Here is a 23,264-nt window from a genome sequence, read left to right on the forward strand (position 1 = left end):
GTCTTTGGTTCCAGATTTGTTTATTTTGGTGCTGTTTCTAAACAGATACTACCATTTTTTAGCGACTACACGCCACTATACAGTCTATGTAGTGTTCCGGAGTGAAGAATAACCTTGCGGAGCCTCTCGGTGCGTGGGGCGCCGCGGCGCTGGAGGGCTCCGGGGCGCTGGCCTCCAGGCTTGCGCGGGCGCGGCACTGCGTACGCGAGCTCGCGGTAGCTTGCCTCGTGGGGGGCGTGGCGTGCGTAGAGGGGTTCTCGAGTAGCTGAAGACGCCGTGTTCTCCGTCGCCCTGCGCTCTACTTCCTGTTCCACGTTTGAAGTGGTGGCACGGTGGGTGTCGCCGTGCTGGCTCTCTGGCTAGGGCGCGAGGTAGACTATGACTAGCGGTAGCACGACTGAGGTGTAGACGCCGTTCAGGGCCATTGCGAGGCCGCTTACGGCCCCCTCGAGCTCGTCTTCTAGGACTACCCTGGCTGTCCCTAGGCCGTGGGAGGAGACGCCCATTGCTAGGCCTCTCGCCACCTTGCTCTTTACCCCGGCCTTGTCCAGTAGCTCTACTCCGGCGGCGTTCCCCATTATGCCTGTGAGTATGACTAGGACTGCTGTCAGGGGTGGTAGCCCGCCTATCTTCTCGCTGACCCCCACGGCTATTGCTGTCGTCACGCTCTTGGGGGCTGTGCTCAGGACGACTTCTCTGGGCGAGCCGGAGAGCCGTAGGGGGAGCACGGCTGTCACGATGGCCACCATGCCCCCGACTGCTATGCCGGCTAGTATCTGCTTGGAGTACCTCGCTACCACCGCCCTCTGCTTGTAGAGGGGTACTGCCAGGCTCACGACTGCGGGGCCGAGTAGGTAGCTTATCAGCCCGGCGCTCTCCATGTAGCTGGAGTAGCTGGCCCCCGTGGCGTGTAGGAGGAGGCATATAGTGAGTATTGAGAGCAGGACTGGGTTGAGGTAGAACGCTCTCCTGCGCTCGTACAGCTTCGTGTACGCGTAGTACGTTGCCAGCGTCAAGAAGGCGCCTAGAGCCGTCAAGGCCCTTCACCGCCGAGCGCCTCGACCAGCTTGCCGGTCAGTAGTAGCGTCGCGAGGAAGCTCGCCACGAGCGCGAGCGCTAGGGGTACTAGTTGCGACTGGACTAGACCCCAGTAGAGCATTATCCCCACGCCCGGCGGGATGAACATTACACTCATGTTCCTCACCAGGAACTCTGCCTCCCTCTCCACGTCTTCAAGCCTCACGAGCCCTACCAGGAGGGCTAGCGTGAGGTATACCATGCCTAGGACGCTACCTGGCACCGGCAGTGCGAGGATGTTGCTCGTCAACTCGCCCAGGAGGAGGAAGCCGAATATTATCGCCAGCCCCTTGTACACCCCCACCACCCTGCCGTAGAGGGCGAGGCCATCAGCCGTAAACAGGCTTCGGTGAGAGTTAAAGTTGGCGGAATAAAGAGCGAGATAATCGAGGCGGCCTGCCGCCAGCCGGCTCCCACGGACGGCGCAGGGCTAGGGTAGTAGTGCGGGGTTGAGGTAGACTACCGGCACTATGCTCAGCGCCGGGCACGCCTCTGCCCTCAGTTTTCCCAGGAGGGACTCCCTGTACGCCAGCGCGAGGTTGTCCACGTATAGCAGGAAGAGCTCGCCCTCCTCGCAGGCTATGCGCCAGTACCTCTTCTTGTCCCTGGATATCCTGGACCTCCTCTTCCTCAGGACTGCCTCCACGTCCGCCTCGCCCGTGCGGGAGGCTATGGCCTCCTCCACGCTCTCCTCGTAGAAGTCCAGTACAGTGTAGTCGGCTACCCTCAGGTGCAGCTTCCAGGAGTTCAAGTCCATCTTCCTGCACGCATAGACGCTGTCCTCTGCCAGCCCCCGGAGTTCCCCGAGGAACTTCTCGCCAGCGAGTATGCCGGGGGATATGTACGTGGAGGCGAACACGAGGAGCTCTGCCACGGCCCTGCTGACGCCGAGGGCCTCCTGGAAGGCGCCAACGGCCTCTGCTACCGCGTCCACTGGGGCGTAGAGCTCGCGGAAGGGGTTCCCTCCCAGCCTGCCCCTGAGCCTGTCCTTAAAGTTCTCGAGAACCCACGGGACTACCCCGAGGTCGCGGTACCTGAAGCGCTTCGTGAGCCAGCCCACCTCCTCGCCGACGCGCTCCTCGGAGAAGTCCGCCAGGACGACGCCCCTCAAGTTCTTCACTATGGCCGCGTACTTGGCAAAAGACGTTGCCACGTCTGGGCTAGGGTAGCCACTGCTATAAGTTTAGCCCTTGAAGGGCCTCGTGCTGGCGGCCGGCAGTCCTTGGAATTCTGGATTCCAAGAGTTTATATACTTCTTGGAATCTGAAATTCCAGGAATGGAGGAGTACAATCCTTGGTGGAGGGGTGTTGGGGGGCTCCGCGAAGACTACGACCTCCAGAAGTGGGGGGAGAGCCCTGTCAGGTGGACGCCTAGGCTGCTGTGGGACGTACTGGGGGAGTTGAGGCCGTTTTCCCTGCACTTCATCTTCGGGCCGAGGCAGGTTGGCAAGACTACGCTACTAAAGCTCCTCGTTAAGGCGTTAGTCGAGGGGGGACGGGGTCCGAGGAGTATTTTCTACTACAGCTGTGACATGCTCAGCGACTACAGGGAGCTAGAGGAGGTTGTTAGAGGGTACTTGAAGCTCAAGAGTAGCTGGGGTATTAGGAGCGCCCTCATACTCCTGGACGAGGTGACATACCCACGGGAGTGGTTTAGGGCTATTAAGAGTCTGGTTGACCGTGGTCTACTCTCAAGTGACGTCGTCATCGCTACGGGATCGCTCTCAATGGTCGCCAGGAGGGAGTTAGAGGCGTTTCCAGGGAGGAGGGGGTACGGGCGCGACTTCCTGATGGCCCCGCTCAGCTTCCGCGACTTCGTGCGTGTAGCCAGGAGCGATGTACCAGTGGACTCCGGGCCAGACAAGCTTCTGGGCTGGCTGGGGGTTCTAGGTGAGCTCCTCGAGAAGTACCTCGACTGTGGCGGTTTCCCGAGGAGCGTTGTCTCGTGCCTGTCCGAGGGCAGGGTCGACGCCTACTTCGAGAGAGACCTCCTGAATTCCATAGTGTTTGACATTAGCAGGCTTAGACGCAGTGAGGTCTTCGCGAAGAGGGTTGCCCGCGCCATCATCGAGAAGGCGCCCAATGCCTTCAGCCTGAATAGTGTCGCGCGCGAGTACGAGCTCAGGTCGCACAAGGTAGTACTGTCCTACATCGACCTCTTCGAGAAACTATTCCTGGCGAGGAGCCTCCTCTACGTAGACGTCGCCAGGCTCGTCGAGGACGTAAAGAAGGAGAGGAAAGTCCACTTCGTGGACCCCCTTCTCTACAGGGTGATGTCCAAGTGGGCTAACGTCCAGCCACCAAGCAGAAGCGCACTGCTAGAGGCTACCGTCGCAGAGCACATAGCCCGCAGCTACAGGGCTGGGTACTGGAGGAACCGGATAGAAGTCGACGTTGTTATCCCAGAGCTAGGCTTGGGCTTCGAAGTCAAGTCCAGGGCAGGGGGCTACCCGAAGAGGCTCGGGAAGATAGACGTGTACACAGCCACTCTGCGGGGAGTCGGAGGGGGGAGTATACCTCTACCCCTCCTGCTCGTGTACTCCGACAGGCCAGGAGAACTAATTGGTTACATTAGCCAGGAAGGCGGGTTGTAACACTGCTCCAGGGACAAGGCTTCAAGGGTAGCCTTCAACCCATAGTTACTGTGGGAGTGGGAAAAAGAAAAAAGAACCTTTTAACAGCTGCAGAATAGGCTGTAAGAGGCAGAGTGGTGGCCATCACAGTTTAGGACTTGCCCCGACACGTCGAACAGGAACTGGCTGAATTGTGTCCACTGAGTTGACGGGTACACGATGTTGGGGGGGATGATGGGTAAATAGCATATCATAAACTTCCCCTCTGCCCGCACGGTCGCAGCCCTCGTGCCGACGCCGTAGTTCCACGAGTTAAACGAGCATTTGTATACAAGGGGGTTGTGTTCCTCGTACGAGTAGTCATAGATAGCCGTGATCACGTTATTGGGTATATACTCGATCCAGGCACGTGCGTGTGTAGTCGCGAGGTCAAACACGCCAAGCCTAGTCGTATAGGTACAGTCAACGTAGGCCCTTGCAGCCTCGAGTGGCTGTACCTCTTGTGTGAGGGGCTCCTCCACGTAGCCCTTATAGGTGACGACCCTGCACCGCGAGAAGCCTATCATCTCCTCTACTCCCCTCTCAGTGGGTAGCTTCAGGCTGCGGACAGTCCCATTCAAGAGCTTCTCCTCAACCTTCCTGAACTTGAGGTCTACTAGCTTCCATGTTGACCCCCGGATTATGGCGAGCTTGGTTTGGTTGAGACCTGCGCCTATGTACACTGCGTAGATTGTGCCTGTATGCTTGTCTCGAACTGCGTAGCTCAACCTGTAACCCTCGGACGGCGTGACGCCTAGGGGTGTGTCGGCAGGCAGGAGAACGTAGCGATCCTCATACTTGTACTCTCCAAGTATCTTTACGGTGAGGTTTACGTGGCCCTCGATGCGCGCTGCCATTTCAGATGCTCTCTGCAATGCGTCCCAGTACCCAGAGGCCGGGATAAGGATAGGAGGCCCTGCTACGAGCATTACCACTGCTGCAAGCGCCAGGACAATCAGAACTATTAACAGTATCTCCCTCCAGTACGGGGACATAAACACCACCGCTTTATTACTTTAATTTTTTATTTTAAAATTTTTTATTTAAATTTTACGGATCTCACAGGGCTGGGTACTGGAGGAACCGGATAGAAGTCGACGTTGTTATCCCAGAGCTAGGCTTGGGCTTCGAAGTCAAGTCCAGGGCAGATGGGCCTGCCGCCTAGCGATAGGCCATTGTTTTTTCCTATGAAACCAAATATATAGCTAAAATTGCTTGAGATACGGGTGATTGTGCCATGAGTGCTGGTGCAGAACTTTTTATTGATGAATATACCAATGGCATCAGCGAATCTAGCAAAGGCTTCTCATACAAAAAAAGCATACCCTTAAAGTGGTTTTTCAGGTGTCACCTGGGGCTAGTTTAGACGTTGCTCTAGACTATTCTCCGCTGTCCTTTCGGCTGAAGGAGGCGTTAGAACCCCAGTTCAGGGGTTTAGAGCGAAAGTGGCCCGTGAGGAGCTTGGTGGGGTTGCTACTTTGCTGCAGAAATGCCGGGCGGTTGTCCTCGGGGGTTGTTAGGTTTCTCTACCTAGTATTAGCGTTACTCCCAGCTCGCTTGCCCTCTTGGCTAGGTGTCTTGCCACCTCCTCTGGCGCTGTCTGAACTGCTAGTACCCTTAACTCGGCCTTCCTGCCGGTGAACTTCTCGGCGGCCTCCACGGCCTTCAGCAGCTGGGCTAGAGCCTCCTCAGCCTTCTCCAAGCTGGGCACGGAAGACTTCACCTCAGCCACGGCCAGGGGCTCCAGGCACAGCACGTCCACCTCCCTGAAACCGTCTACAGGCAGAGTGGCGTGTACTATGGGCTGGCAGGTGTAGCCCCGCGCCTCAAAGTACTCTGAAACCCACCGGGCCGTGTAGAACTCAAGCCCAACACCCAAAGCCTGTTGAAGTTCTCTAATAGCAGACTTAACCCAGTCCACGTCAGCCTTCAACGCCTCCTGTCCCTCCCTAAGCGACCTAACCTCCTCCCAGAGCTTCTTTTGGTCTTCTCTCAAAGCCTTCACTTCCTCCCATAGCTTATTCGTGTTCTCCCACAGTTTGTTCAGGTTCTCCCATATCTTGTTCAGGTTTTCCCACGTCTTGGCCTGCTCCTCCCCCAGGCTGTCCAGCCTCTTCAGCACCTCCAGTACGCCGAGGTACCCCGCCACCGCGTACCTAAACTCGACGTCCTTCTCCAGCAACTCGAGCATCTTTTTCTTAAGCGAGCTACTCATCGCACCCTCTTTACGAAAGTCGATATTTGGCTTATATAATAAGCTTCACGCTGACCCCCGAGAGCAGGGCTTTTGGTTGTAGACCCGCCCGAAGAGCGGGTTGTAGCTCGGGCACGCGAGGACTGCTCATGTGGGCCACCTGCCTTTTAAGTGTTGTCTAGAGCCGGCTTGGTCTACAGCGTACTCGATCGGTACTAGCGGGGATAAGGGGCTTTAGTGCTTCACCGGCAGTGTCCGCAACGGGGGCTCCTGCGGTGTATTCTGGTTTTTGTATACATATTTGCGTAAACTTTATCAGAACCTCTAGGCACGATATAGTGGGTGGTGTGGATGAGAGAGGCTCCGACAGAAGTTGTATCTGTTAGGGTGAGGAGGGAGTTGAAGGAGGAGGCTAGGGCTCTGGGGATAAACTTGAGGGAGGTTGTGGAGAGGGCTATTGAGGAGGAGGTTAGGCGTGTTAAGAGGGAGAAGTTTAGGAGGCTTCTGGGGGAGGCTCTTGAGGCAATGGATGTAAGCGTGGAGGAGTGGGTGAGGGCGGTGGAGGGGGACAGGGCTGAAAGGTGAGGCACAGTGTACCTGCTGGACTCGTCGGCGCTTTACCCCCTAGTTCTGGCCCTGGGGGAGGGTGTCCTCGACGTGGCTGGCAGAGTGTCTATCCTCACCTTGACCCCCTACGAAGTCGGAAATGCTGTGTGGAAGGAGTATAGGGCTGGCGGGATCAAGAGGCTGGAGCCCGTTGTAGAGCTTTTCAGCAGTATTCTCGGGGAGTTTAGGAGGGTAGACCCGCTGGAGTACTGGAGCAGCATACTCAGCCTGGCCGTCAGGGAGAATCTCTCGTTCTACGACGCCTCCTACCTGTACGTGTCGAGGGTGCTCGGCCTTGTGCTCGTATCGGAGGACAGCGACCTGAAGAAGTACCCCGACGTTATCAGCGTGCGCGAGTTTATCGACAGGCTACGCGCACCAGACGAGGGTGGGTAGGCCCGCTAGAGCGCCGGCGGGCATTGGAATTACTGCTAGTCAAGCTAATAAGTGCGGTCTGGGAGTAATAGATTGCCATGGCCCCGGAGGCTCTCGAGAGGATTAGGAGTTTTGTCCTGGAGAAGGCCTCCAGAACCAGGCTCCCAAGCGTCGTCCTCGCGGCTACTAGAGGCGGCGAGGCGTCGTTCATGAGCGTAGGCTTCAGGGACGCCGGCCGCGCGCTGCCGGCAGGCCCCGACACCCTCTACGGGGTCGGCTCGGTTACGAAGAGCTTCACGAGCCTGGCTCTGCTGAAGCTGGAGGAGCAGGGCCTATTGAGCCTTGAAGACCCCGTGGGCAAGTACGTCCCCCTGGACTTGAGGGTCAAGGGCGAGCCTGTGAGGCTCTGGCACTTGATGACCCACACGTCTGGCATACCGGCGCTAGCCTACGCGGAGGCGCTCATAAGGGGGCTCGAGGGGGAGGCCGAGGCGTGGCTACCAGTGGCCAGCCCCGAAGACGTCCTGGCCATTCTCTCGGGGGCGGGCGACTGGGCTGAAGCTAGGCCGGGGGAGCGCTTCTTCTACCTCAACGAGGGCTACGTCCTGCTCGGCAGGGTTATAGAGAGAGTCTCGGGGAGGGCCTACAGGGACTACGTCGAGGAGGAAATCCTGAGGCCCCTCGGGATGGCGCGCTCGACGTTTAGGCGCGAGGTCGTCGAGTCAGACGGGGATGTCGCGAAGCCCTACCTGCTGGCGGGGGACGGGTTGGAAGAGGGGAGGTTCCCGTGGGGCGTCGAGGCGGACGGGGGGCTCTGGAGCTGTGCTAGAGACCTGGCACGCTACCTGGATTTCCTGATTAGGGGCGAGCCCCGTCTCGTCTCGCGCGAGAGGCTCGCAGAGGCCTTTAGGCCTAGGGTCAGGGCTCCCTGGAGCGTCTACGGCGACGAGTCGTACGGGTACGGCTGGATAATCACCGAGAGGTTCTACGGTGGGAGGCTCGTCAGCCACGGCGGCTCAGTGCTCGTCTACACGGCGTGGGTTGGCTTCCAGCCGGAGAAGGGGGTGGGGGTTGCGGTGCTCGCGAATGGCAGTGGGTACCCTCTGTCAAACCTCGGCATGTACGCGTTGGCAGTGCTGCTCGGCGAAGACCCCCTTGAGATTCCGAGCTTGAGGGTCGGCGAGCTCCTCGACAGGCTTAGCGGCGACTATGCCGGGTTCCGCGGCTTCTTCAAGGCTAGGGTTAAGAGGCTGGGGTACGTGCTCCTGCTGGAGATGGGCGGGAAGTATAGCGCCGTAACTGTACCGCTCTTCTACGAGAAGAGCGAGGGCGGCAGGCACTACTTCTACACGGGGGCTGGCGGGATGAAGACGTATGCAGAGTTCCGCGAGGAGGGCGGTAGGGTAGTACTGCTGTACGAGAGGTACAAGTTCGTTAAACAGTACTCCCCGTGAGCCCTAGAGCTCTGGCTCTGCGTTGAGCGGGCTCGTGGGGGTAGAGTGCCTCAGAGGCCTAGCCTCCGGAGAATGCAGTCAGCGGCAATCACGACTAGCGGTATGTAGGCGAGGCCCAGCAGATCCCGGAGCGTTAGCGGGTACGTCTCAAATATCCACTGGAGCGGCGGGATGTAGACTATCGCGAGGAGTATGGAGAGCTGGGCTAGGAGGCTGAGTGCAATCCATTTGTTCCGCAGGAGTGAGGCGTCTATTGGGAAGCCTTTCTTCTTCCTAGATACGAGGAGGTTGCCCATCTGGGCTAGCACTATCCCCGTGAAAGTCATTGTCACGCCCCTGAGGTAGACTGGGCTCGACGGGTCTAGAGTTGCCCCAAGAGCCCAGCCGCCCTCGTGCCAGGCCCTGATACAGTTGTAGAGGGCGAGGGTCGAGGCGATAAGCCCTATTATGAACGACCTGAGGATGACTTTCCTGTCGAAGAGCCTCTCGCTCTTGCTCTTCGGGGGCTCGTCCATGACCCCCTCCTCCGGCGGCTCCCTGCTGAGGGCCACTGAGGGCAGGACGTCGATGCCCAGGTCTATTGCGAGCACCTGCGTCACCGTGAGTGGCAGTGGGATGTTGAAGGTGATGAAAGCCAGGAACGGTATTAGCTCTGCCCAGTTGTGGGCGAACACGTACGTTACGAACTTCTTTATGTTGTCGAATATCGCTCTACCTGCTTCGATACCCCTGACTATAGACGCGAAGCTGTCGTCGAGGAGTATTATGTCTGCGACCTCCCTCGCCACGTCCGTGCCGGTAACACCCATAGCCACGCCTACGTCTGCCTCCTTGAGCGATGGGGCATCGTTCACCCCGTCACCTATCATTGCAACGACCTCCCCATTCTTCTTCAGCACCCTGAGGATTCTGAGCTTCTGCTCCGGCGTCACGCGCGAGAATATGACTTCCCCTTCCCTGAGCACCCTGGAGAGCTCCTCGTCGCTCATCTTTTCAAGGTCAACTCCCCGTATCACCCTCGCACTCTCCCCGACTACCCCCACTTTCTTCGCTATCGCCTTGGCTGTTGGGCCGTAGTCGCCTGTCAGCACCACTATCTTTATCTTCCCCCTCTTCGCCTTCGCGACGAACTCCGGGACTTCGGGCCTCGGCGGATCCATGATCCCGATGAGGCCGAGGAAGATCAACTCCGAGTCGCTCTCCGTGCCCTCGCCGAAGGCCACGCCTATCACCCTCAGACCGGCCTCCCCGAACTCGTGTATCTTCTCCTCGATCCTCGCGCGTATACCGTCACTCATGGGCTCCACGCTGCCGTCGACCATGATGTACGCGGAAGAGTTCAGCACGCCCCTCGGTGCGCCCTTGAGGAAGAGGTACTTCTTCCCACCCCTCGCGTAGACGCTGTACATCGTCTTCTTGACGGGGTCTAGGGGCTTCCTGTACTCAAGCCTGAACTCGTCGAGGAGCTTCTCCCTGTCAATGCCGTACTTCAGGGCTGCAACTATTATTGCCCCGTCCGTCGGGTCGCCTATGACGCGCCAGCCCCTCTCTCCCTCCCTTGGAGGCTGTAGGTAGGAGCTGGAGGAGAGCGAGGCGGCTACGAGCAGTTTCTCGAGAACGGGGTCTCTCGACTCTGCCCTCTGCCCGTTCAAGAGGAACTCTCCGAACGGCTCGTAGCCCTGGCCTGTCACCTCGTAGTCCCTGTCGTACACCCATACTCTCGACACCATCATTTCCCCCTTTGTAAGCGTGCCAGTCTTGTCGGTCGCGATGACTGTTACGCTCCCGAGGGCCTGGACTGTAGATAGCCTCTTGACGAGGACATTCCTCTTAACCATGTCCAGTACTGCCAGGGCGAGGGCCATCGACACTGTTATCTGGAGGCCTTCGGGGACGAGGGAAGTCATCACACCTATCATGAAGAGCATGCTGTCGTAGATGCTCTGGTGTAGCCACACAAGGCTCAGGAGGAAGAACACGAACCCAACAGTCATTGCTATCGCGAAGGTGTGCCTTGCGAGGCTGGATATCTCGCGCTCGAGGGGGCTTTCCTCTTCTCCCACCTCCCCCGTTAGCTTAACGACCCCGCCAAACACCGTCCTGGGGCCTGTCGCGAAGACCACCGCTTTGCCTGACCCCCTCACTACGGTCGTGCCCGCGAGTACCACGTTGGGCATCTCAAAGTAGGAGGAGTACTCCTCCTCGAGGTTATCGGTGAATTTTGGCTGGGGCACGGACTCCCCTGTGAGCGGTATGTTGCTCACCCAGAGGTCGTGGGCCTCTATCAGGACGGCGTCTGCCGGAACTTTGTCCCCCTCCTCGACTATGATTACGTCGCCCGGGACTATCTCGCTCGTGTGCACGAGGGCAGGCTTCCCGTCGCGCAGGACTTTCGCGTACGACGGCATCCACGCCCTTAGCTTCTCGAGCGCCTTCTCTGCCCTCCACTCCTGGAGGGTGTTCAGCGTGGCGTTGAAGGCCGTCAGGGCGAGTATCGCGAGGCCGAGCTGCGTAGAACCTATAGCCAGGGACAGGACTGTCGCTATTATCAGTAGCAGGGATAGTGGGTCTGAGAGGTGCCTCAGAAACCTCCTCAGGTTCCTCCACTTCTTCCTCTCAGCTACTAGCGTATTCGGCCCGTACCTTGAGAGCCTCCTCCTAGCCTCCTCCCAGGATAGCCCGGCGGGGGAAGTGCCTAGTGTCTCGAAGAGTTGTTCTGGAAGCAGTGGCTTCACACGTATTCACCGGAGTATACCCCGTAGCCATGTAAAGCGAGGATTCTTTAAGAATATTATTCTCGGAACTTGCACTTTCAGCAAATCTTGAATAAAAAATGTTCAGTGCCTGAGGCCCCTAATCCTAGGCCTGTCAAAAAACTACCTCGAATCTCTCGGCCTGCCAGACGACAAGTATGGATGCTATACACGCGAGTAACGAGAGTACGGCAAGTCCCGAGATTGGGATGCCCTCAAACCCCTTAATTACCGCTGAGGTCGAGACGGAGAACTTGTACGTCATGGGAGCGCCTCTCCTACAGGCGCCAGTCACTGGGTCGCACTGCAGGACGTCTGTTGTAAGCACGCCTAAGCCAGAGTCCAGTAGGCCGTAGTCGTCGAAACGTAGGTTGCCGCTAATGTTTATCCTGACGGGTATGCCCTGAACCCTACCAGTAGTGGAGAGCACCACATCTACACTCTTGCCCTTGTTGGCACTGCTGTATACGAGTCCTGCCGCTTTCAGCCTGTTGAACACTACGCGCACGCTGTCTGTCGAGATAGGGCTGTTATCGAGGCTCCCGCCGTTCAGCTGCACTATCACGCTCTCGTTAGCATAAACGCCGGTGCAACCAGTGGACGGGCTACACGTGTCCACGCTAAAGTCTAGGATCTTGTTCACACCGCCCGCTGTGGCCCCAGCGTACGCGGAGTACAGGGCGCCTAGAGCCGTGAGGCCTATTAGGAGAACCAGCACTGCTTTGGCGATAGTGCTGAGCCCCGGCTTAACGAATAACACGTCAAAGAAGAAGCGCCTCATGGAGGCGTAGACCCTGAGCAGGCCCAGCCTCTCGTAGCTCACGGATAGAGGTAGGAGCGCTATACCCCCTATGAAGCCGCCGGCGTGGGCGAAAACCGCGACGCCGAGGCTCGCGCCAAGGTAGCCCTGCAGTATCTGTGTCGCGAACCAGAAGATTATGTAGGCCGCGGCGCGCGTCGTGAAGCAGAGCGGTATGAAGAAGTAGAAGAAGCACATTGTGAGCCTAGTCCCGGGGAAGAGCAGGAGGTATGCCCCCAGGATGCCGCTTATAGCCCCGCTAGCGCCCAGAGCCGGGACAAAGGCGGAGGACGCGCCCTCTATTGGCAGGAAGGCCGTGTGGAACACTGTCGCGAATAGGCCGCTCATAAAGTACAGCCACAGGTAACGCTTGGAGCCTAGAGCCGCCTCGACCTGCCGCCCGAACGAGTAGAGATAGAGCATGTTGAAGAATATGTGGGCTAGGTTGGCGTGCAGGAACATGCTCGTGAACACCCTGTACAGCTGGCTGGGCTTCAGTATCAAAGCGGGGACGAAAGCCAGGGACTGAACCCACCTGTCTTCGACAGCCACAAAGCCGTTCCCCGCAGATGTCGCCAGGTAGACGGCGACGTTCGTTGCTACGAGGGCTATCGTGGCAACAGGCCTGTGCCTCTCGAGCTCCTCGTAGTGTGGGTACGCGATACCCATCGCGCTCGTAAACTAAGTCGTCGAGGCGCTATTATACTTTAGCGGCTGACTAGTTCTAAGAGCCTCCACAGCTCGGGCGCTCTAACCCCTTTGCGCTCTTCAAGCCACCTCAGGTACGCCTCATCCAGGTTCCTGGACTTGACTATGTAGTTGAAGACGTAGTCGACGTACTCGAGTACGGCTTCGCGCGTCAGAGGCGAGGAGCCGAGGGCCTCGCTGGGAGGGTACGGCAGGCCCCACAGATCCCTGTTCTCGAAGCCCTCCATTGGAGCCGAGGAGACCACGACGTCGTAGGGGCCAGGCTCGAGCAAGGGCCTGCCTTCTACTACCTTTCTCCACTCCTCGAGGTTTATCTCTCCCCTGGCCCTCGCCTTGAAGGCTAGAACAGCCAAATCGCCGCCCCGCTTTGTGTACTCTGAAGCCCTCGACCCGTAGCACTTGACCTTAGCACCGATTACTGGCATTGCGCGCAGGAGGGGTTCTTCGACCCAAAGCCAGCTCCTGTAGAAGTCGCCGTAGAGGTTCCGGAGGGATAGCTTCAGCCTAGTCCAGTTAATGAGCCCTTTCGAGTAGAGGTTCAGCTGCTTCTCGAGCTCCGGGGGGTATGGGAGAGCTATAACGACCTCGCCGCTTGCAAACTCCCTGCTTATCGTGCTCGCAAGCTTCACCCTGGCCAGTCGGAGCCTTGGAGCGAGAAGGGCTATAGGCATACGCGACTATACGTGTAAGTTCCTTCACTCACGCTTAAAATTTATCTCTACCTGAACACAGGACATAGGCTTAGAGGAAAGAAGATGAAAATCGTGGAATTTGAGAGGATTATTTTGAGGACGTTAGAAGACTGCTGAACCTTTCTCTAAGCGAGGACGCGATCCCGGACAAGACGTTAAGAAGGATAACATTTGATGACCCAAACTACGACGGCAAGTACGCGCTAGTAGCGGTTGAAGACGGAAAGCCCATTGGCTTCGTCCTGGGGGTGAGGAGGAGAAGAGAACCGAAGGAGCTCGTTGATGTGCAAAGGAACCTGGCCTGGGTCAAGGTCTTTGCGGTTAAGGAGGAATATCGAGGTAAGGGAGTTGCTACCGCATTATTTGATGAATTAGAGGAGAGGCTGAGGGAAGATGAAAGCGAAAGGGTGAGGGTTTCAGACTACTCCTGCGGCATCTATTCTGTAGAGTGGATTTGAAGTACCAGGACGGAGTCTCGTTCCTGCAGAGGAGAGGCTACCGGAAAGTGGGGGAAGCCGTAGACTACGAGATAGACCTGCTTGACTTTTATGTGCCGAGGAGAATCCTAGAGGCCGACACGGGGCCGGCTACCGTCAGAAGGGCTGGAAGAGAAGACGAAGACAGGGTATTAAGCTGGATAAGGTCTGAATTTTCAGTGTACTGGGAGTACGAGGCAAAAGCAGTATTTGGTTACGAAAAGCCGAAAGTGTGGATAGCAGAGGATGACACAGGGCTCATAGGCTTCGCAGTTTATAGCGCACTTGAGCCGCACTGGTTTGGGCGTTTCGGCGAAGTCGAGGCAGAAGGGAATAGGTTTTATCCTCCTATTCAACAGCCTTAGGAGCATGAGAGAAGAGGGCCAGAGAATAGCCGTCATCCCCTGGACTAGCCACCTGTTCTTCTACACTCAGGTTCCAGGGATAAAGGGGATAAGGCACTATGGATAATGGAGAAGAAATTATAGTCTCTTTTTGTCTCTTTCAATGTACTGCCGGGAGTAATCCCCCTCAGTACTCGAGTAGTCTCTCTATCTTCTCGAGCGCCTTTAGGCCGGAACCCGTGAGGGGGGCCAGGACGCTCTCCCCCCTGTCCACCAGGCCCTCTTCGGCGAGCCGGCGGATCGCGGGGACAACCGTAGCACTCGTGGGCTCCACCAGGATGCCTTGCTTCGCGAGAGTCTTCAAGCCCTCGACAATACCTCTCTTGTCTACGACGACCAGCCCCCCGCCGCTCTCCCTAATGCTCTCGACGACCTCGCCCAGCCTCGGCGGGTTCGGAACCATGATCCCATCTGCTACTGGTTCCGCTTCAATATTCTCGTAAGGCTTCCCGTGCAGCGCCTCGTAGAGGATGGGGTTCGAGGCTGACTGCACCGCGAACATCCTGGGCCTTGAGCCGGAGTAGCCGTACTCGTGGAGCCTCTTGAAGCCCAGGTATACCCCGAGGAAGAGCCCCCCGCTGCCGACAGGGGCTACGACTGCATCAGGAACACCGTTCTCCTCGTAGAATTCGTAGGCTATTGTCGCGTTGGCCTCGGGGAAGAAAGGGCTCCAGAGGTGGCTGGCGTAGAAAGCGTTGCCCAGCTCGCCTAAGGCCCGCCTGGTAGCCTCTCCCCGTCCCCCCTCGACCTCCACTAGCCTGGCACCATAGAGCCTTATCTGTAGTTTTTTCCCATGGGGGGCTGTGGCTGGAGTGTAGATCCTGCAGTTTATCCCCGCGGCAGAGGAGTAAGCCGATATAGACGCACCCGCATTCCCAGAGCTGTCCTCAACTAACTCGGCAACCCTCGAGGCCTTCAGGTTTGTTACCATCAGGCTTGAACCCCTATCCTTGAAGGAGCCCGTCGGGTTCAGGAACTCCAGCTTGAAGAAAACCCTTAGGCCGAGCATTTCGACTTTCAATGTTGGAGTCCCGCCCTCCCCCAGGGTGACCGGCTCGGCCCTATCTACCAGGGGCAGTGAGGCCCTGTACCTCCACATGCTCCTTAGGCCATGTACGGGCCTGAACTCGAAGGAGTCGCAGGATACCTGTAGCGGCGCCCCGCACTCGCACCTCCACATGAGGGAGCCAAGCCTGTACTCCCGCCCGCAGTCCGGGCACTTCAGGGTGCAGGGCACGCTATATCATACTCACAAAATAGTTATAGTTGTTTTTGCTCGAGTAGAGCCTTCACGTCGCACAGATCCCGGACATCGCTTCCAACGTTGAGGACTCTTAGCCCCTGCAAGGCGTTCTTCACTCTCTCGCATATAGCTGTATTGTCGTCCACGAAAATAGCGTCCTCTGGGGCTAGCTCCAGAGACGCGAGTATCCGCTTGATCATCTCCTCCTTGAAGGGGTGTGGCTCTACAACGATCAAGTCGAAGTACTCCTTCAAGCCTAGGGCCTCGAGCGCGGCTAGGGCCTGCTCCGGGTTATTCCAGCTAGCGACGGCGAGCAACAAGCCCTTAGACTTCGCAAGCGCTAGTAGCTCCCTTGCACAGGGGTTCAGCCTTATCGTATTCCCGTGTGAGTCAGTGACCGCGTCTTCGGAGACCCTCCTGTAGGGAGGACTCGTACTCGAGATGTCGGGGTGGCTCCAGAGAGTCCTGTCCAGGTCGAGTATTAAGAGCTTCATGAGGTGGACTCCCCTGTAGCTTAAATAAGCTTAGCGCTCTCCATGAAAACTCAGTGTGAAATGGACTCATCACGCATCAGCTCGTCTCTTCCTCATCCCCCTATTCTCCTAACACTCAGGGCCTTATAAACTCCCACTCGCCGCGACGCCTCAGCGCTTAAACATGCTAGCCCGGGAGGCTAGGCCTCTGGCCTCAAGAGCTTGGCCATCACTATGTACCTCCTCCCCGAGAAAAAAGCCTCCCCTAACGGTCGGTAGCCTCTCCTATAGTAAAGGAGTAGGGCTGGGTTCTCGGCGTCGACGTCCAGTACAATTCCCACCCCGCCAATCCTACCGCAGGCCTTCTCGGCAGCGCTCAGCGCGAGCGAGCCGTAGCCGCGCCTCCTAACGGCAGAGGCCAGGAACAGGAGGTGGCAGTAGTTCTCCAATCCACGCGTAGCCGCCCAGTACCTTAGAGACTGCCCGAGCCAGCCGGCAACCTCGAGTAGTCCTCTTGGCCCCAGGCTTCTCGCGAGCAGCCAGAGTGCACGCCTGGAGACGCGCGTCCAGCGGAAGGCGAAGCTTAAAACGGCGACCGCTACAGTTACGCCCTTTTCCTGGACGCAGACGCTCAACAGCGCTCCTTCCCTGAGGAGCTCTCCGATAGCCTCGAAGAAGCTGAGGACGCGGCTCTTTTCGCGGAAGACTCTCGTGAAGAGGGGATCTCCCCTGAAAGCCCAGTAGAGCGTCTGCGGGGCTCGAGGGCAGCGGCGCGACAAACCCAGCACATGGTTTATACGTTTTAAGCTGTATAAAAGTGGCGTGAGAGTCGCACTCCACCAGTTAACGGTTAGGGGGGACAAGTTAGAGAACCTCCGTAGAGTGTTGGCGGAGATCGATAGAGTTGATGCCGACCTGCACGTCTTCCCGGAGTACCTGATGGGGGTCGGCGAGAGGGGCGTTACGAGGGAATTTGTCCACGGGAACTCTGAGCCGCTCAGCGGCGACTTTGTGGGCAGTGTTGTCGACAAGAGCAGGGAGAGGGGTACTGCGGTTGTCTTCTCTGCCTTCCTGAGAGAGGGGGAGGGCGTCTACAACGCCGCTATCCTAGCCAATAGGGGGAGAGTGGAAGCCGTCTATAGAAAGATCCACCTCTTCGACGCCTTCGGCTACAGGGAGTCGAACATCTTCAAGCCAGGGGAGAGCCTAGCGGTAGCCAGGCTGGGCGAGTTCACAGTGGGTCTAGCCGTGTGCTTCGACTTGAGGTTCCCGGAGCTCTTCAGGGCCATGGCGCTGAGGGGCGCCGACCTCTTCACCGTCCCGTCTGCGTGGTACAAGGGCCCCTACAAGGTCGAGCAGTGGCGGGCGCTCACAGCCGCCAGGGCCCACGAGAATACTGCGTACCTCGTCGCTGTCGACCAGGCCGGCCAGTTTTTCGCGGGGCACAGTACTGTCGTGACACCTATTGGCCACAGGCTCGTCGAGCTGGGGGAGGCGGACAGGACAATCCAGGTAGACCTCGACTACGGTGAAGTCGAGGAGGCTAGGAGGGCTGTTCCCGTGTTGGAGTTATTGAAAAAAGAGCTATACGCTGGGTGGTATGGGGCGTAGCGTCGTGATGCCCAAGCGTCAGAATAGCTTCTCAAGTACTCCGGGAACCTCCCAGAGGGAGCCTACAACCGCCACTCTCAGCTTCTTGTCGAGTATGGGGCTGTTGCGGCCCCAGTCTACCAGCACAGCCCCCATCCCCGCGTTCAGAGCGCCTGCGAGGTCTTCTTGTGGGCTGTCGCCCACGTGCACGGACTCCTCGGGCTCGGCGCCTACGGCCGCTAGCATCTCCCGGAATGGCTTCGCGTCGGGCTTGAGGGCCTTAACCTCGTCGGCGTAGACCTGGACTTTAAAGTACTTTCCTAGGCCTGCCTTGTCGAGGAGCACGCGCGTCACGTAGCCCGGCCAGAATATCACGTTGCTCGTGACGGCTAGCGTGTAGCCTGCTTCTGACAGGGATTCGAGCGCCTGCATGGCCCCTTCTAGGGGCAGTTTCCCCGCATCTACAGTGTTCACAGCTCTAGCTACAGCCCAGTAGAGCTCGTACTTCGAGGTAAAGCCCAGGGAGTCGAGGAATATGCTAGTTGAACTGGCTATAATGTCGTCCTCGTCTACAACTCCCATCCTCCGGGCCCTCTTGACGGCCGAGTAGGCCTTCTTGATGGAAGCGTAGACGTCCTCGGGGCTCCGCCCCACTGCCTCGGCGAGGGCTTCAGCTACAGCCCTGTAGAACACGTCTATGCTGAGTAGCGTCGACCAGACGTCGAAGCTTACTGCTCTCACGTTACAATAGGGAGTGTCTTCTGGGTAAATTGTTTTCGGCTCCTAGGCGTGGGAGCACGCCCCTATGCGGAGTACACTCAGAGCCCCACGCGGGCGGTGGAGAAGAGTGCGACGGGGGACGACGGCCAGCCTGGGGGCAAGTAGAGGAAAGCGGTGCTAGGGCTTCGAGCCGACGACGAGAAAGTAGTCCTTGTACACCCTCAGGTCGTCAAGCCTGAAGAACCAGGGGAATAGCTGTTTAAAGGAGTCTAGGACTTTCTTGTGCTCTTCGGGCGGGTGGGGTGTAAGCCTCGAGCCTGGAGTCCAGTCGACAGCTATGAAAACACCGTTATCGGCCAGGACTTCCCGGCAGTTCTTGAGGAATACTCTAAGATCGGCTAGGTGGTGGAGAGTAGCAACGGTGGTTATTAGCTTGACTGAGCCTCTCCGGAGAGGCGGGTGGTGCGCGTCTGCACAGGCTAGATCCATAACCCCCCTCTCGTAGGCCTGGATGAAGAGGGTTTTTGCTTTCTGTAGTGCCAGAAGATCCAGGTCAAGCGTTACTACGTATGCACCCCTGCTTGAGGCTTCCACTAGAGCCCTTAGGTTCTCCCCGAAGCCTGTGCCCACGTCTACAGCTACAGGCGCCCCCAGCTCCCTGAGGTACCTGGTGTACAAGTCCCGTAGCTCATCTCTCAGCAGCCTCACAGGCATTATTAGGTAAGCAACCAGAGGGGTAAAAAAGACTGTTTAAACGGGTAGAGAGCCGAAAAGCATTTTAGCGGGGGTAGAAGCAGGGAATTTTAATGAGCTTCCCGGAGGTTCTACAAGTCGAGCCCACGAACACGTGCAACCTCTCGTGCATCATGTGCGTCAGGAGGACTTGGCGCCAGGCAGACTTCGGGTACATGAGCTGGAGCCTCTTCAAGAAGATAGTCGACGAGTCTACAGGCAGGATCAGGAGGCTCGCGCTGTACGGCTTCGGGGAACCCTTAAGCCACCCGCGCTTCGTGGACTTCGCGGCCTACGCGAGGACAGTACTGGGGGACGGGGTATTCATTCACTTCGTCACCAACGGAACCCTGATGGACGGCAACACTGCTAGGCGAGTATTCGAGGCTGGAGTTGACCAGGTAGCGTTCAGCGTCGACGCGCCCGACATTAAACCCTTGAGCGAGATAAGAGTCGGCGCTCAGCACTATAACGTCCTGGGGAACCTCAGGGAGACTGCGAGAGTCAAGAGAGACTACGGCGCAAGAGTCGGGGTAGCAGTAGTGCTGATGAAGAGGAACTATAGGATGTTGCCGGAAATCGTAGAGAGAGCGGGAGAGCTCGACCTGGACTTCGTCGTAGTCTCCCAGATGGTTCCGTACCACCCCGCCTTGGTGGGCGAGGCCGTCTACACCACAGCGAGCAGGGAGGCCGTAGAGTTTTTCAGGGAGGCTGGCGGCGAGCTCGATTCCCTCGCCAAGGAAGCCGTATACGACAGCCTACTAGCACACTACAAGTACGTCAGCTCCGGGAGGCAACGCCTCTACCTCCAGCTCGTCGAGAAGATAGCTTCAAGGGGCTACAGCGTCAACGCCGACATCGCCAGGGACGCCATCAAGCGCGAGAGCCTCCTCAAGGACGTGGAGGAGTACATCGAGAGAGCCAGAGAACACGCGAACAAGTACGGCATTGAGGCTAGGCTCCCCAGCGTGTACGCCGACTCGCTCAAGCGCACATGCCCCTACGTAGACGAGAATGCAACGATGATACTGTGGGACGGGAGCGTAGCGCCATGCATGGATCTGGCTTACAACCACCCCCTTTACACCAACTTCCACGTCAAGAGCATTAAGGCCGTCCGCTTCGGCAACGTCACCCAGGAGAGCATAGAGGATGTGTGGAACAAGCCCAGTTACGTGCAGTTCAGGAGGGTCAGGAGGAAACTGCCGTCCAGCGTCCCCTGGTGCGCGGACTGCCCATTTGCCACGAAGAAGTGCTGGTTTGTAGACGCCAACGAGTACGACTGTTACGGCAACGAGGTTGGCTGCAACGAGTGCATATACAGCGCAGGGCTAGCACACTGTATACTCTAGACTTTCACGAGGCTCTGCTGCACTGTTATGACTCCGCTCACCCTCCTCAGCTTCGAGGCGAGACCCCTGATCTCCGCCCCCCTCCCGTGCACCGCGATGACCTCGACGCACTTCTCCTCTGTGAGGTGCACGTGTATGCTACCGCGTATCAAGCCCGTGTAGTCGTGCTGGGCGTCCACCACGCCGTACACTGTCTCGCCCCTAGAGTGGTCGTAGACTACTACGAGGCTCCCAGCGTACACTGCGTCGTCCTCGAGGGCCTGGCTATGCAGTAGCATGACCGCGTCCCCCACGAGCCTGGACCTGTTGCTTACCCCCGTCTTTACCTCAAGCTCCTCGAGGGCCTTGAAGACCTCATCCGGAAGGGTTACAGATATCCTCCTCACGGAGCCACACCGGTAGGAGAGGCGGAGAGGTACGTAAAATAGCTATTGCTTCTTCGGTACGTCCACGACCTTGAAGCCCTGGGCAGAGATGTTTCTAAAGTCTAGGAGCAGTAGGTGCCTCTCGTCCCCGCCGCCGCACCAGTACTCGCCGCCGGCAACCTCGCTGTCCAGGACTACTGGGAGCTCTCTAGCGTGGCCTATTGGAGGCACGCCTCCCGGGGTGTACCCAGTGTACTCGACGACTTCCTCGGCTCTCGCTAGCCTCAACTTCCTGTAGCCGAGCAGTTTCGCCAGTTTAGCCTGGTCGACCCTCCTGTCTGACCTGACGACAACCAGGACAACGTCTCCAGTGTCGGACACGAACACTACTGTCTTGGCTATTCGCGTCTTGTCCACGCCCAGGCTCTTCGAGGCCATTTCCGACGTGGCGGCCTCGGGTACCTCGACAAGCCTGTAGGGAATCCCGCGGGACTTTAGAAACTCCTCGAGGTCTCTGGGCCCAAGCAATGGGTTCACCGAGTGATCCTTATCTCCTTCAAGTCTTCAAGGTAGCTTCTACCAGGCCCCTCGGTGAAGTGCTTGCGCGCCGGCTCGAGGATTCTCACGAGCTCCTCGGCTACTGCTGCCTTGAGGTCTTGGGGGTGGACTCTCCTCTCCTTGAACTTCTCCTCGAGCTCCCGGTAGCTCGAGAAGGTCACCCGCTCGCCTGTCTTCCTGTTGACGACCTCGAACGGCTCCACGCGATCCCTGAAGACTATGTAGCGGGTTATCTCTAGCACGGGGTTTAGCTCGGCTTCGCCTGCCGGGCAGAAGGCCTGCATGACCTTCCTCCTAACCTCCTCCTCGCTGTCGTGGATGAATATGGCTGTCTCGGGCTTCGACTTGGACATCTTCACGTCGACCAGGATGTTCGAGAACTCCTCCTTGTTCCCCGCCTTCTTGGCCTCGACGAGCCTCCTCCAGGCTTCCTGGTCTAGGCCCAGCCCCGGGAGCAGGTGGTGGTGCAGGGCTACGGGCTTGTAGCCGAAGGCCTTCTCGCCTATATCCATGGCTATGACGTGGGCCTTCCTCTGATCCATGCCGCCGTGGGCTATGTTCACCCCCAGGGAGAAGATGTCCGCGACTTGCATCGGCACGTACAGCAACTGGGCGAAGCTGAGGGCCTCCGCCTCTCTTCTGCCGAGTACCGTTATAGACCGCCTAACCCTAGAGAGAGTAGTGTCCATCGAGACCTTCACGACGTTCGTGAAGTAGTCGATCCCGAGCTTCTCGTACACCTCGCTCCCCATCAGGAACTTCGTCCTGTCCGGATCCCCGCCTGCAATCTTTATCGACACCCTGAGGGCCTCCTTGAAGTAGCCTCCCGCCACCCGCCTTATGGTGGACAGGTCTCCCCCGAGCTTCCTGTTAATCCAGCTGTGGTAGTCAGCCAGGAAGACCTGCGTCTCGACGCCGGCCCTCTGGAGATCCGCTACCTTCTGCATCGATATGATGCCTGTCCCCAGGTGAACCAGGCCCGAGATCTCGAAGCCAATGTAGTGCACGAGCCTCGCGCCGCTCTCGGCGAGGCCCCGCAGCCTCTCGGGGGTCAGGAGCTCCTCCGTGGGCTCTCGCGACGCCATCTCAACCAGGAAGTCGGCGTCCAATGTGGATCCCAGCTCAAAGACCAGATTAGGCTTATTTGGATTTTGATGCATGACGAAGATTGTAGGCAGTGCGTGAGCCGTATGGCTGAAGTCTACTTCGACGTCTTGCGGCACAAGCGGGAGACTGTTTCCATGTTTATGGCCATGTTCTTCCTTTGGTCGGCTCTAGCGGGGGAAGTGGGGGTTAGTGGCCTCGAGGCCACGGCGTGGTTACTCCTAGGCGTGGCTGCAGGCGTGCTGCTCCACGAGTCGATACATATAGCCACCCTCAGGGCCGTGGGCGTGAGGGAAGTCGAGATAAAGCCGTTCTACTCCAAGTGGGTGTTAGGGGTCTACGTGAAGTCCCACGGGCGGTTCAACTTCAAGGAGTTCGCCGCTGTAGCCCTAGCACCGCTCTTCACGCTGACACCACTCTCCCTGGTTGCAGCACGGCTCACAGCTGAGCCAGTGAGACTCGCGTTCATCGGGGCCGGGCTCGTGAACACTGCCGGCGCGTCGGGCGACGTCCTGCTCACGGCAGTAGCGGCGTCCGTAGGGGGCTCAAGGATATTCGACAGGGGGACAGCCGTCGAGATCCGGGGGTGTTGCATAAACCCGTACGTCCTGCTACCCATAGTATTCGTAGACTACCTCGTCTGGGCCCTCATCGGGGTCTCAATCCCGGCCTACTTCGCCTCGCTAGCCGCTTCGGGAAGCGGCGGCCTATACCTCGGCCCACTACCCCTAGTCCGCGTAGTCGTAGAGGCCACGGAGACAAGCCGCACTATCCGCACTGTAGTCGAGCCGGCATTCTACAGGTTAGTCTACGGGTCGGCACTAGCCCTAGCCTCGGCCCTGACTGCCCTGAGGTGGAAGAAGCGAGTCCTGAACATGCTCTCGAAGTAACAAGTTTACCTAGCCGAGCCCGCTAAAGCCGAGCTGTTTTAAGCCACTGTGACAGGCGTAGTTGTGTTAGTTTGATATTCCAACCAA

At 58.2% G+C, this 23,264-nt stretch carries 26 protein-coding genes; 10 read left to right on the top strand and 16 right to left on the bottom strand.

Going from position 1 to position 23,264, the window contains the following annotated elements; genetic code table 11:
* The first annotated feature begins 101 nt into the window (after positions 1-101).
* A complete protein-coding gene (locus IG193_RS00930) occupies positions 102-269 on the top strand; it encodes a hypothetical protein (protein ID WP_192819034.1) in 168 nt (55 codons plus the stop codon).
* Positions 270-359: 90 nt separating this feature from the next.
* Here the strand turns inward: IG193_RS00930 and IG193_RS00935 are convergent, their stop codons facing one another.
* The 3 genes from IG193_RS00935 to IG193_RS00945 all read right to left on the bottom strand — a co-directional run bounded on the left by IG193_RS00935 (position 360) and on the right by IG193_RS00945 (position 2,230).
* Entirely contained in the window at positions 360-1,037 is a 678-nt protein-coding gene (locus IG193_RS00935) for a CidB/LrgB family autolysis modulator (protein WP_192819035.1), read from the bottom strand.
* Entirely contained in the window at positions 1,034-1,375 is a 342-nt protein-coding gene (locus IG193_RS00940; protein ID WP_192819036.1) for a CidA/LrgA family protein, read from the bottom strand. The genes IG193_RS00935 and IG193_RS00940 overlap by 4 nt, the downstream gene beginning before the upstream one ends.
* 132 nt (positions 1,376-1,507) lie before the next feature.
* Positions 1,508-2,230, bottom strand: a complete 723-nt coding sequence (locus IG193_RS00945; RefSeq protein ID WP_192819037.1) for a hypothetical protein — start codon at positions 2,228-2,230, stop codon at positions 1,508-1,510.
* A gap of 124 nt (positions 2,231-2,354) precedes the next feature.
* Between IG193_RS00945 and IG193_RS00950 the strand changes: the two genes are divergently transcribed.
* Complete coding sequence (locus IG193_RS00950) at positions 2,355-3,671, top strand: ATP-binding protein (protein ID WP_192819038.1); 1,317 nt, start codon at positions 2,355-2,357, stop codon at positions 3,669-3,671.
* An 80-nt stretch (positions 3,672-3,751) separates the two neighbouring features.
* Here IG193_RS00950 and IG193_RS00955 read toward each other — a convergent pair whose 3' ends face one another.
* On the bottom strand, positions 3,752-4,684 hold the full coding sequence (locus IG193_RS00955; protein ID WP_192819039.1) for a hypothetical protein: 933 nt from the start codon (positions 4,682-4,684) through the stop codon (positions 3,752-3,754).
* Between the two features lie 521 nt (positions 4,685-5,205).
* Positions 5,206-5,904, bottom strand: a complete 699-nt coding sequence (locus IG193_RS00960; RefSeq protein WP_192819040.1) for a hypothetical protein — start codon at positions 5,902-5,904, stop codon at positions 5,206-5,208.
* 330 nt (positions 5,905-6,234) lie between these two features.
* Here IG193_RS00960 and IG193_RS00965 point away from each other — a divergent pair, with 330 nt between their 5' ends.
* From IG193_RS00965 to IG193_RS00975, 3 genes are all read left to right on the top strand, one after another.
* Positions 6,235-6,468, top strand: a complete 234-nt coding sequence (locus IG193_RS00965) for a type II toxin-antitoxin system CcdA family antitoxin (RefSeq protein ID WP_192819041.1) — start codon at positions 6,235-6,237, stop codon at positions 6,466-6,468.
* Positions 6,469-6,474: 6 nt separating this feature from the next.
* Complete coding sequence (locus tag IG193_RS00970) at positions 6,475-6,885, top strand: type II toxin-antitoxin system VapC family toxin (protein WP_192819042.1); 411 nt, start codon at positions 6,475-6,477, stop codon at positions 6,883-6,885.
* A 77-nt stretch (positions 6,886-6,962) separates the two neighbouring features.
* A complete protein-coding gene (locus tag IG193_RS00975; protein WP_192819043.1) occupies positions 6,963-8,318 on the top strand; it encodes a serine hydrolase in 1,356 nt (451 codons plus the stop codon).
* A 50-nt stretch (positions 8,319-8,368) separates the two neighbouring features.
* Here the strand turns inward: IG193_RS00975 and IG193_RS00980 are convergent, their stop codons facing one another.
* The 3 genes from IG193_RS00980 to IG193_RS00990 all read right to left on the bottom strand — a co-directional run bounded on the left by IG193_RS00980 (position 8,369) and on the right by IG193_RS00990 (position 13,249).
* Positions 8,369-11,053, bottom strand: coding sequence for a cation-translocating P-type ATPase (locus tag IG193_RS00980; protein ID WP_192819044.1), 2,685 nt, complete (start codon positions 11,051-11,053; stop codon positions 8,369-8,371).
* A 133-nt stretch (positions 11,054-11,186) separates the two neighbouring features.
* Entirely contained in the window at positions 11,187-12,539 is a 1,353-nt protein-coding gene (locus IG193_RS00985) for a rhomboid family intramembrane serine protease (protein ID WP_192819045.1), read from the bottom strand.
* Between the two features lie 38 nt (positions 12,540-12,577).
* Positions 12,578-13,249, bottom strand: a complete 672-nt coding sequence (locus tag IG193_RS00990) for a hypothetical protein (protein ID WP_192819046.1) — start codon at positions 13,247-13,249, stop codon at positions 12,578-12,580.
* Positions 13,250-13,410: 161 nt separating this feature from the next.
* Here IG193_RS00990 and IG193_RS00995 point away from each other — a divergent pair, with 161 nt between their 5' ends.
* Positions 13,411-13,728, top strand: coding sequence for a GNAT family N-acetyltransferase (locus tag IG193_RS00995; protein WP_404813147.1), 318 nt, complete (start codon positions 13,411-13,413; stop codon positions 13,726-13,728).
* Positions 13,725-14,111, top strand: a complete 387-nt coding sequence (locus IG193_RS01000; protein ID WP_192819047.1) for a hypothetical protein — start codon at positions 13,725-13,727, stop codon at positions 14,109-14,111. The genes IG193_RS00995 and IG193_RS01000 overlap by 4 nt, the downstream gene beginning before the upstream one ends.
* A gap of 166 nt (positions 14,112-14,277) precedes the next feature.
* On the opposite strand, the gene IG193_RS01005 is transcribed toward IG193_RS01000, so the two are convergent.
* From IG193_RS01005 to IG193_RS01015, 3 genes are all read right to left on the bottom strand, one after another.
* Positions 14,278-15,387, bottom strand: coding sequence for a threonine synthase (locus IG193_RS01005; protein WP_192819048.1), 1,110 nt, complete (start codon positions 15,385-15,387; stop codon positions 14,278-14,280).
* Between the two features lie 23 nt (positions 15,388-15,410).
* Positions 15,411-15,887: a magnesium-dependent phosphatase-1 gene (locus IG193_RS01010; protein ID WP_192819049.1), complete on the bottom strand. Its 477-nt coding sequence runs from the start codon at positions 15,885-15,887 to the stop codon at positions 15,411-15,413.
* A 179-nt stretch (positions 15,888-16,066) separates the two neighbouring features.
* Complete coding sequence (locus tag IG193_RS01015) at positions 16,067-16,654, bottom strand: GNAT family N-acetyltransferase (RefSeq protein WP_192819050.1); 588 nt, start codon at positions 16,652-16,654, stop codon at positions 16,067-16,069.
* A gap of 34 nt (positions 16,655-16,688) precedes the next feature.
* On the opposite strand from IG193_RS01015, the gene IG193_RS01020 reads away from it, so the two are divergent.
* Positions 16,689-17,477, top strand: coding sequence for a carbon-nitrogen hydrolase family protein (locus IG193_RS01020; RefSeq protein ID WP_192819051.1), 789 nt, complete (start codon positions 16,689-16,691; stop codon positions 17,475-17,477).
* An 18-nt stretch (positions 17,478-17,495) separates the two neighbouring features.
* Here IG193_RS01020 and IG193_RS01025 read toward each other — a convergent pair whose 3' ends face one another.
* Positions 17,496-18,197 carry an HAD family hydrolase gene (locus tag IG193_RS01025; protein ID WP_192819052.1) on the bottom strand — a complete coding sequence of 234 codons (702 nt, stop codon included), beginning with the start codon at positions 18,195-18,197 and terminating at the stop codon, positions 17,496-17,498.
* A gap of 156 nt (positions 18,198-18,353) precedes the next feature.
* Positions 18,354-18,890, bottom strand: coding sequence for a class I SAM-dependent methyltransferase (locus IG193_RS01030; protein ID WP_192819053.1), 537 nt, complete (start codon positions 18,888-18,890; stop codon positions 18,354-18,356).
* 92 nt (positions 18,891-18,982) lie between these two features.
* Between IG193_RS01030 and IG193_RS01035 the strand changes: the two genes are divergently transcribed.
* Entirely contained in the window at positions 18,983-20,260 is a 1,278-nt protein-coding gene (locus IG193_RS01035) for a radical SAM protein (RefSeq protein WP_192819054.1), read from the top strand.
* Here the strand turns inward: IG193_RS01035 and IG193_RS01040 are convergent.
* From IG193_RS01040 to IG193_RS01050, 3 genes are read right to left on the bottom strand one after another with little or no spacing between them, the layout of a single operon-like run.
* Positions 20,257-20,646: a CopG family ribbon-helix-helix protein gene (locus tag IG193_RS01040; protein WP_192819055.1), complete on the bottom strand. Its 390-nt coding sequence runs from the start codon at positions 20,644-20,646 to the stop codon at positions 20,257-20,259. The two genes, IG193_RS01035 and IG193_RS01040, sit on opposite strands and share 4 nt — an antisense overlap.
* 42 nt (positions 20,647-20,688) lie before the next feature.
* A complete protein-coding gene (locus IG193_RS01045) occupies positions 20,689-21,153 on the bottom strand; it encodes an aminoacyl-tRNA deacylase (protein ID WP_192819056.1) in 465 nt (154 codons plus the stop codon).
* A gap of 5 nt (positions 21,154-21,158) precedes the next feature.
* The gene (locus tag IG193_RS01050) at positions 21,159-22,292 is read right to left on the bottom strand and encodes a tyrosine--tRNA ligase (protein ID WP_192819699.1); all 1,134 of its coding nucleotides are present in this window, start codon (positions 22,290-22,292) and stop codon (positions 21,159-21,161) included.
* 81 nt (positions 22,293-22,373) lie between these two features.
* On the opposite strand from IG193_RS01050, the gene IG193_RS01055 reads away from it, so the two are divergent.
* Entirely contained in the window at positions 22,374-23,177 is an 804-nt protein-coding gene (locus IG193_RS01055; RefSeq protein ID WP_192819057.1) for a DUF3267 domain-containing protein, read from the top strand.
* Positions 23,178-23,264: the final 87 nt, after the last annotated feature.

The organism is Infirmifilum lucidum, assembly GCF_014876775.1.
Classification (GTDB): domain Archaea; phylum Thermoproteota; class Thermoprotei; order Thermofilales; family Thermofilaceae; genus Thermofilum; species Thermofilum lucidum.

Excerpts from the sequence above, each read along its gene's own strand:
- IG193_RS00965 (WP_192819041.1), top strand. The coding sequence starts at position 6,235 with ATGAGAGAGGCTCCGACAGAAGTTGTATCTGTTAGGGTGAGGAGGGAG.
- IG193_RS00960 (WP_192819040.1), bottom strand. The coding sequence starts at position 5,904 with ATGAGTAGCTCGCTTAAGAAAAAGATGCTCGAGTTGCTGGAGAAGGAC.
- IG193_RS01030 (WP_192819053.1), bottom strand. The coding sequence starts at position 18,890 with ATGCCTGTGAGGCTGCTGAGAGATGAGCTACGGGACTTGTACACCAGG.
- IG193_RS00990 (WP_192819046.1), bottom strand. The coding sequence starts at position 13,249 with ATGCCTATAGCCCTTCTCGCTCCAAGGCTCCGACTGGCCAGGGTGAAG.
- IG193_RS01010 (WP_192819049.1), bottom strand. The coding sequence starts at position 15,887 with ATGAAGCTCTTAATACTCGACCTGGACAGGACTCTCTGGAGCCACCCC.
- IG193_RS00975 (WP_192819043.1), top strand. The coding sequence starts at position 6,963 with ATGGCCCCGGAGGCTCTCGAGAGGATTAGGAGTTTTGTCCTGGAGAAG.
- IG193_RS00950 (WP_192819038.1), top strand. The coding sequence starts at position 2,355 with ATGGAGGAGTACAATCCTTGGTGGAGGGGTGTTGGGGGGCTCCGCGAA.
- IG193_RS00955 (WP_192819039.1), bottom strand. The coding sequence starts at position 4,684 with ATGTCCCCGTACTGGAGGGAGATACTGTTAATAGTTCTGATTGTCCTG.
- IG193_RS01035 (WP_192819054.1), top strand. The coding sequence starts at position 18,983 with ATGAGCTTCCCGGAGGTTCTACAAGTCGAGCCCACGAACACGTGCAAC.
- IG193_RS00985 (WP_192819045.1), bottom strand. The coding sequence starts at position 12,539 with ATGGGTATCGCGTACCCACACTACGAGGAGCTCGAGAGGCACAGGCCT.
- IG193_RS01055 (WP_192819057.1), top strand. The coding sequence starts at position 22,374 with ATGGCTGAAGTCTACTTCGACGTCTTGCGGCACAAGCGGGAGACTGTT.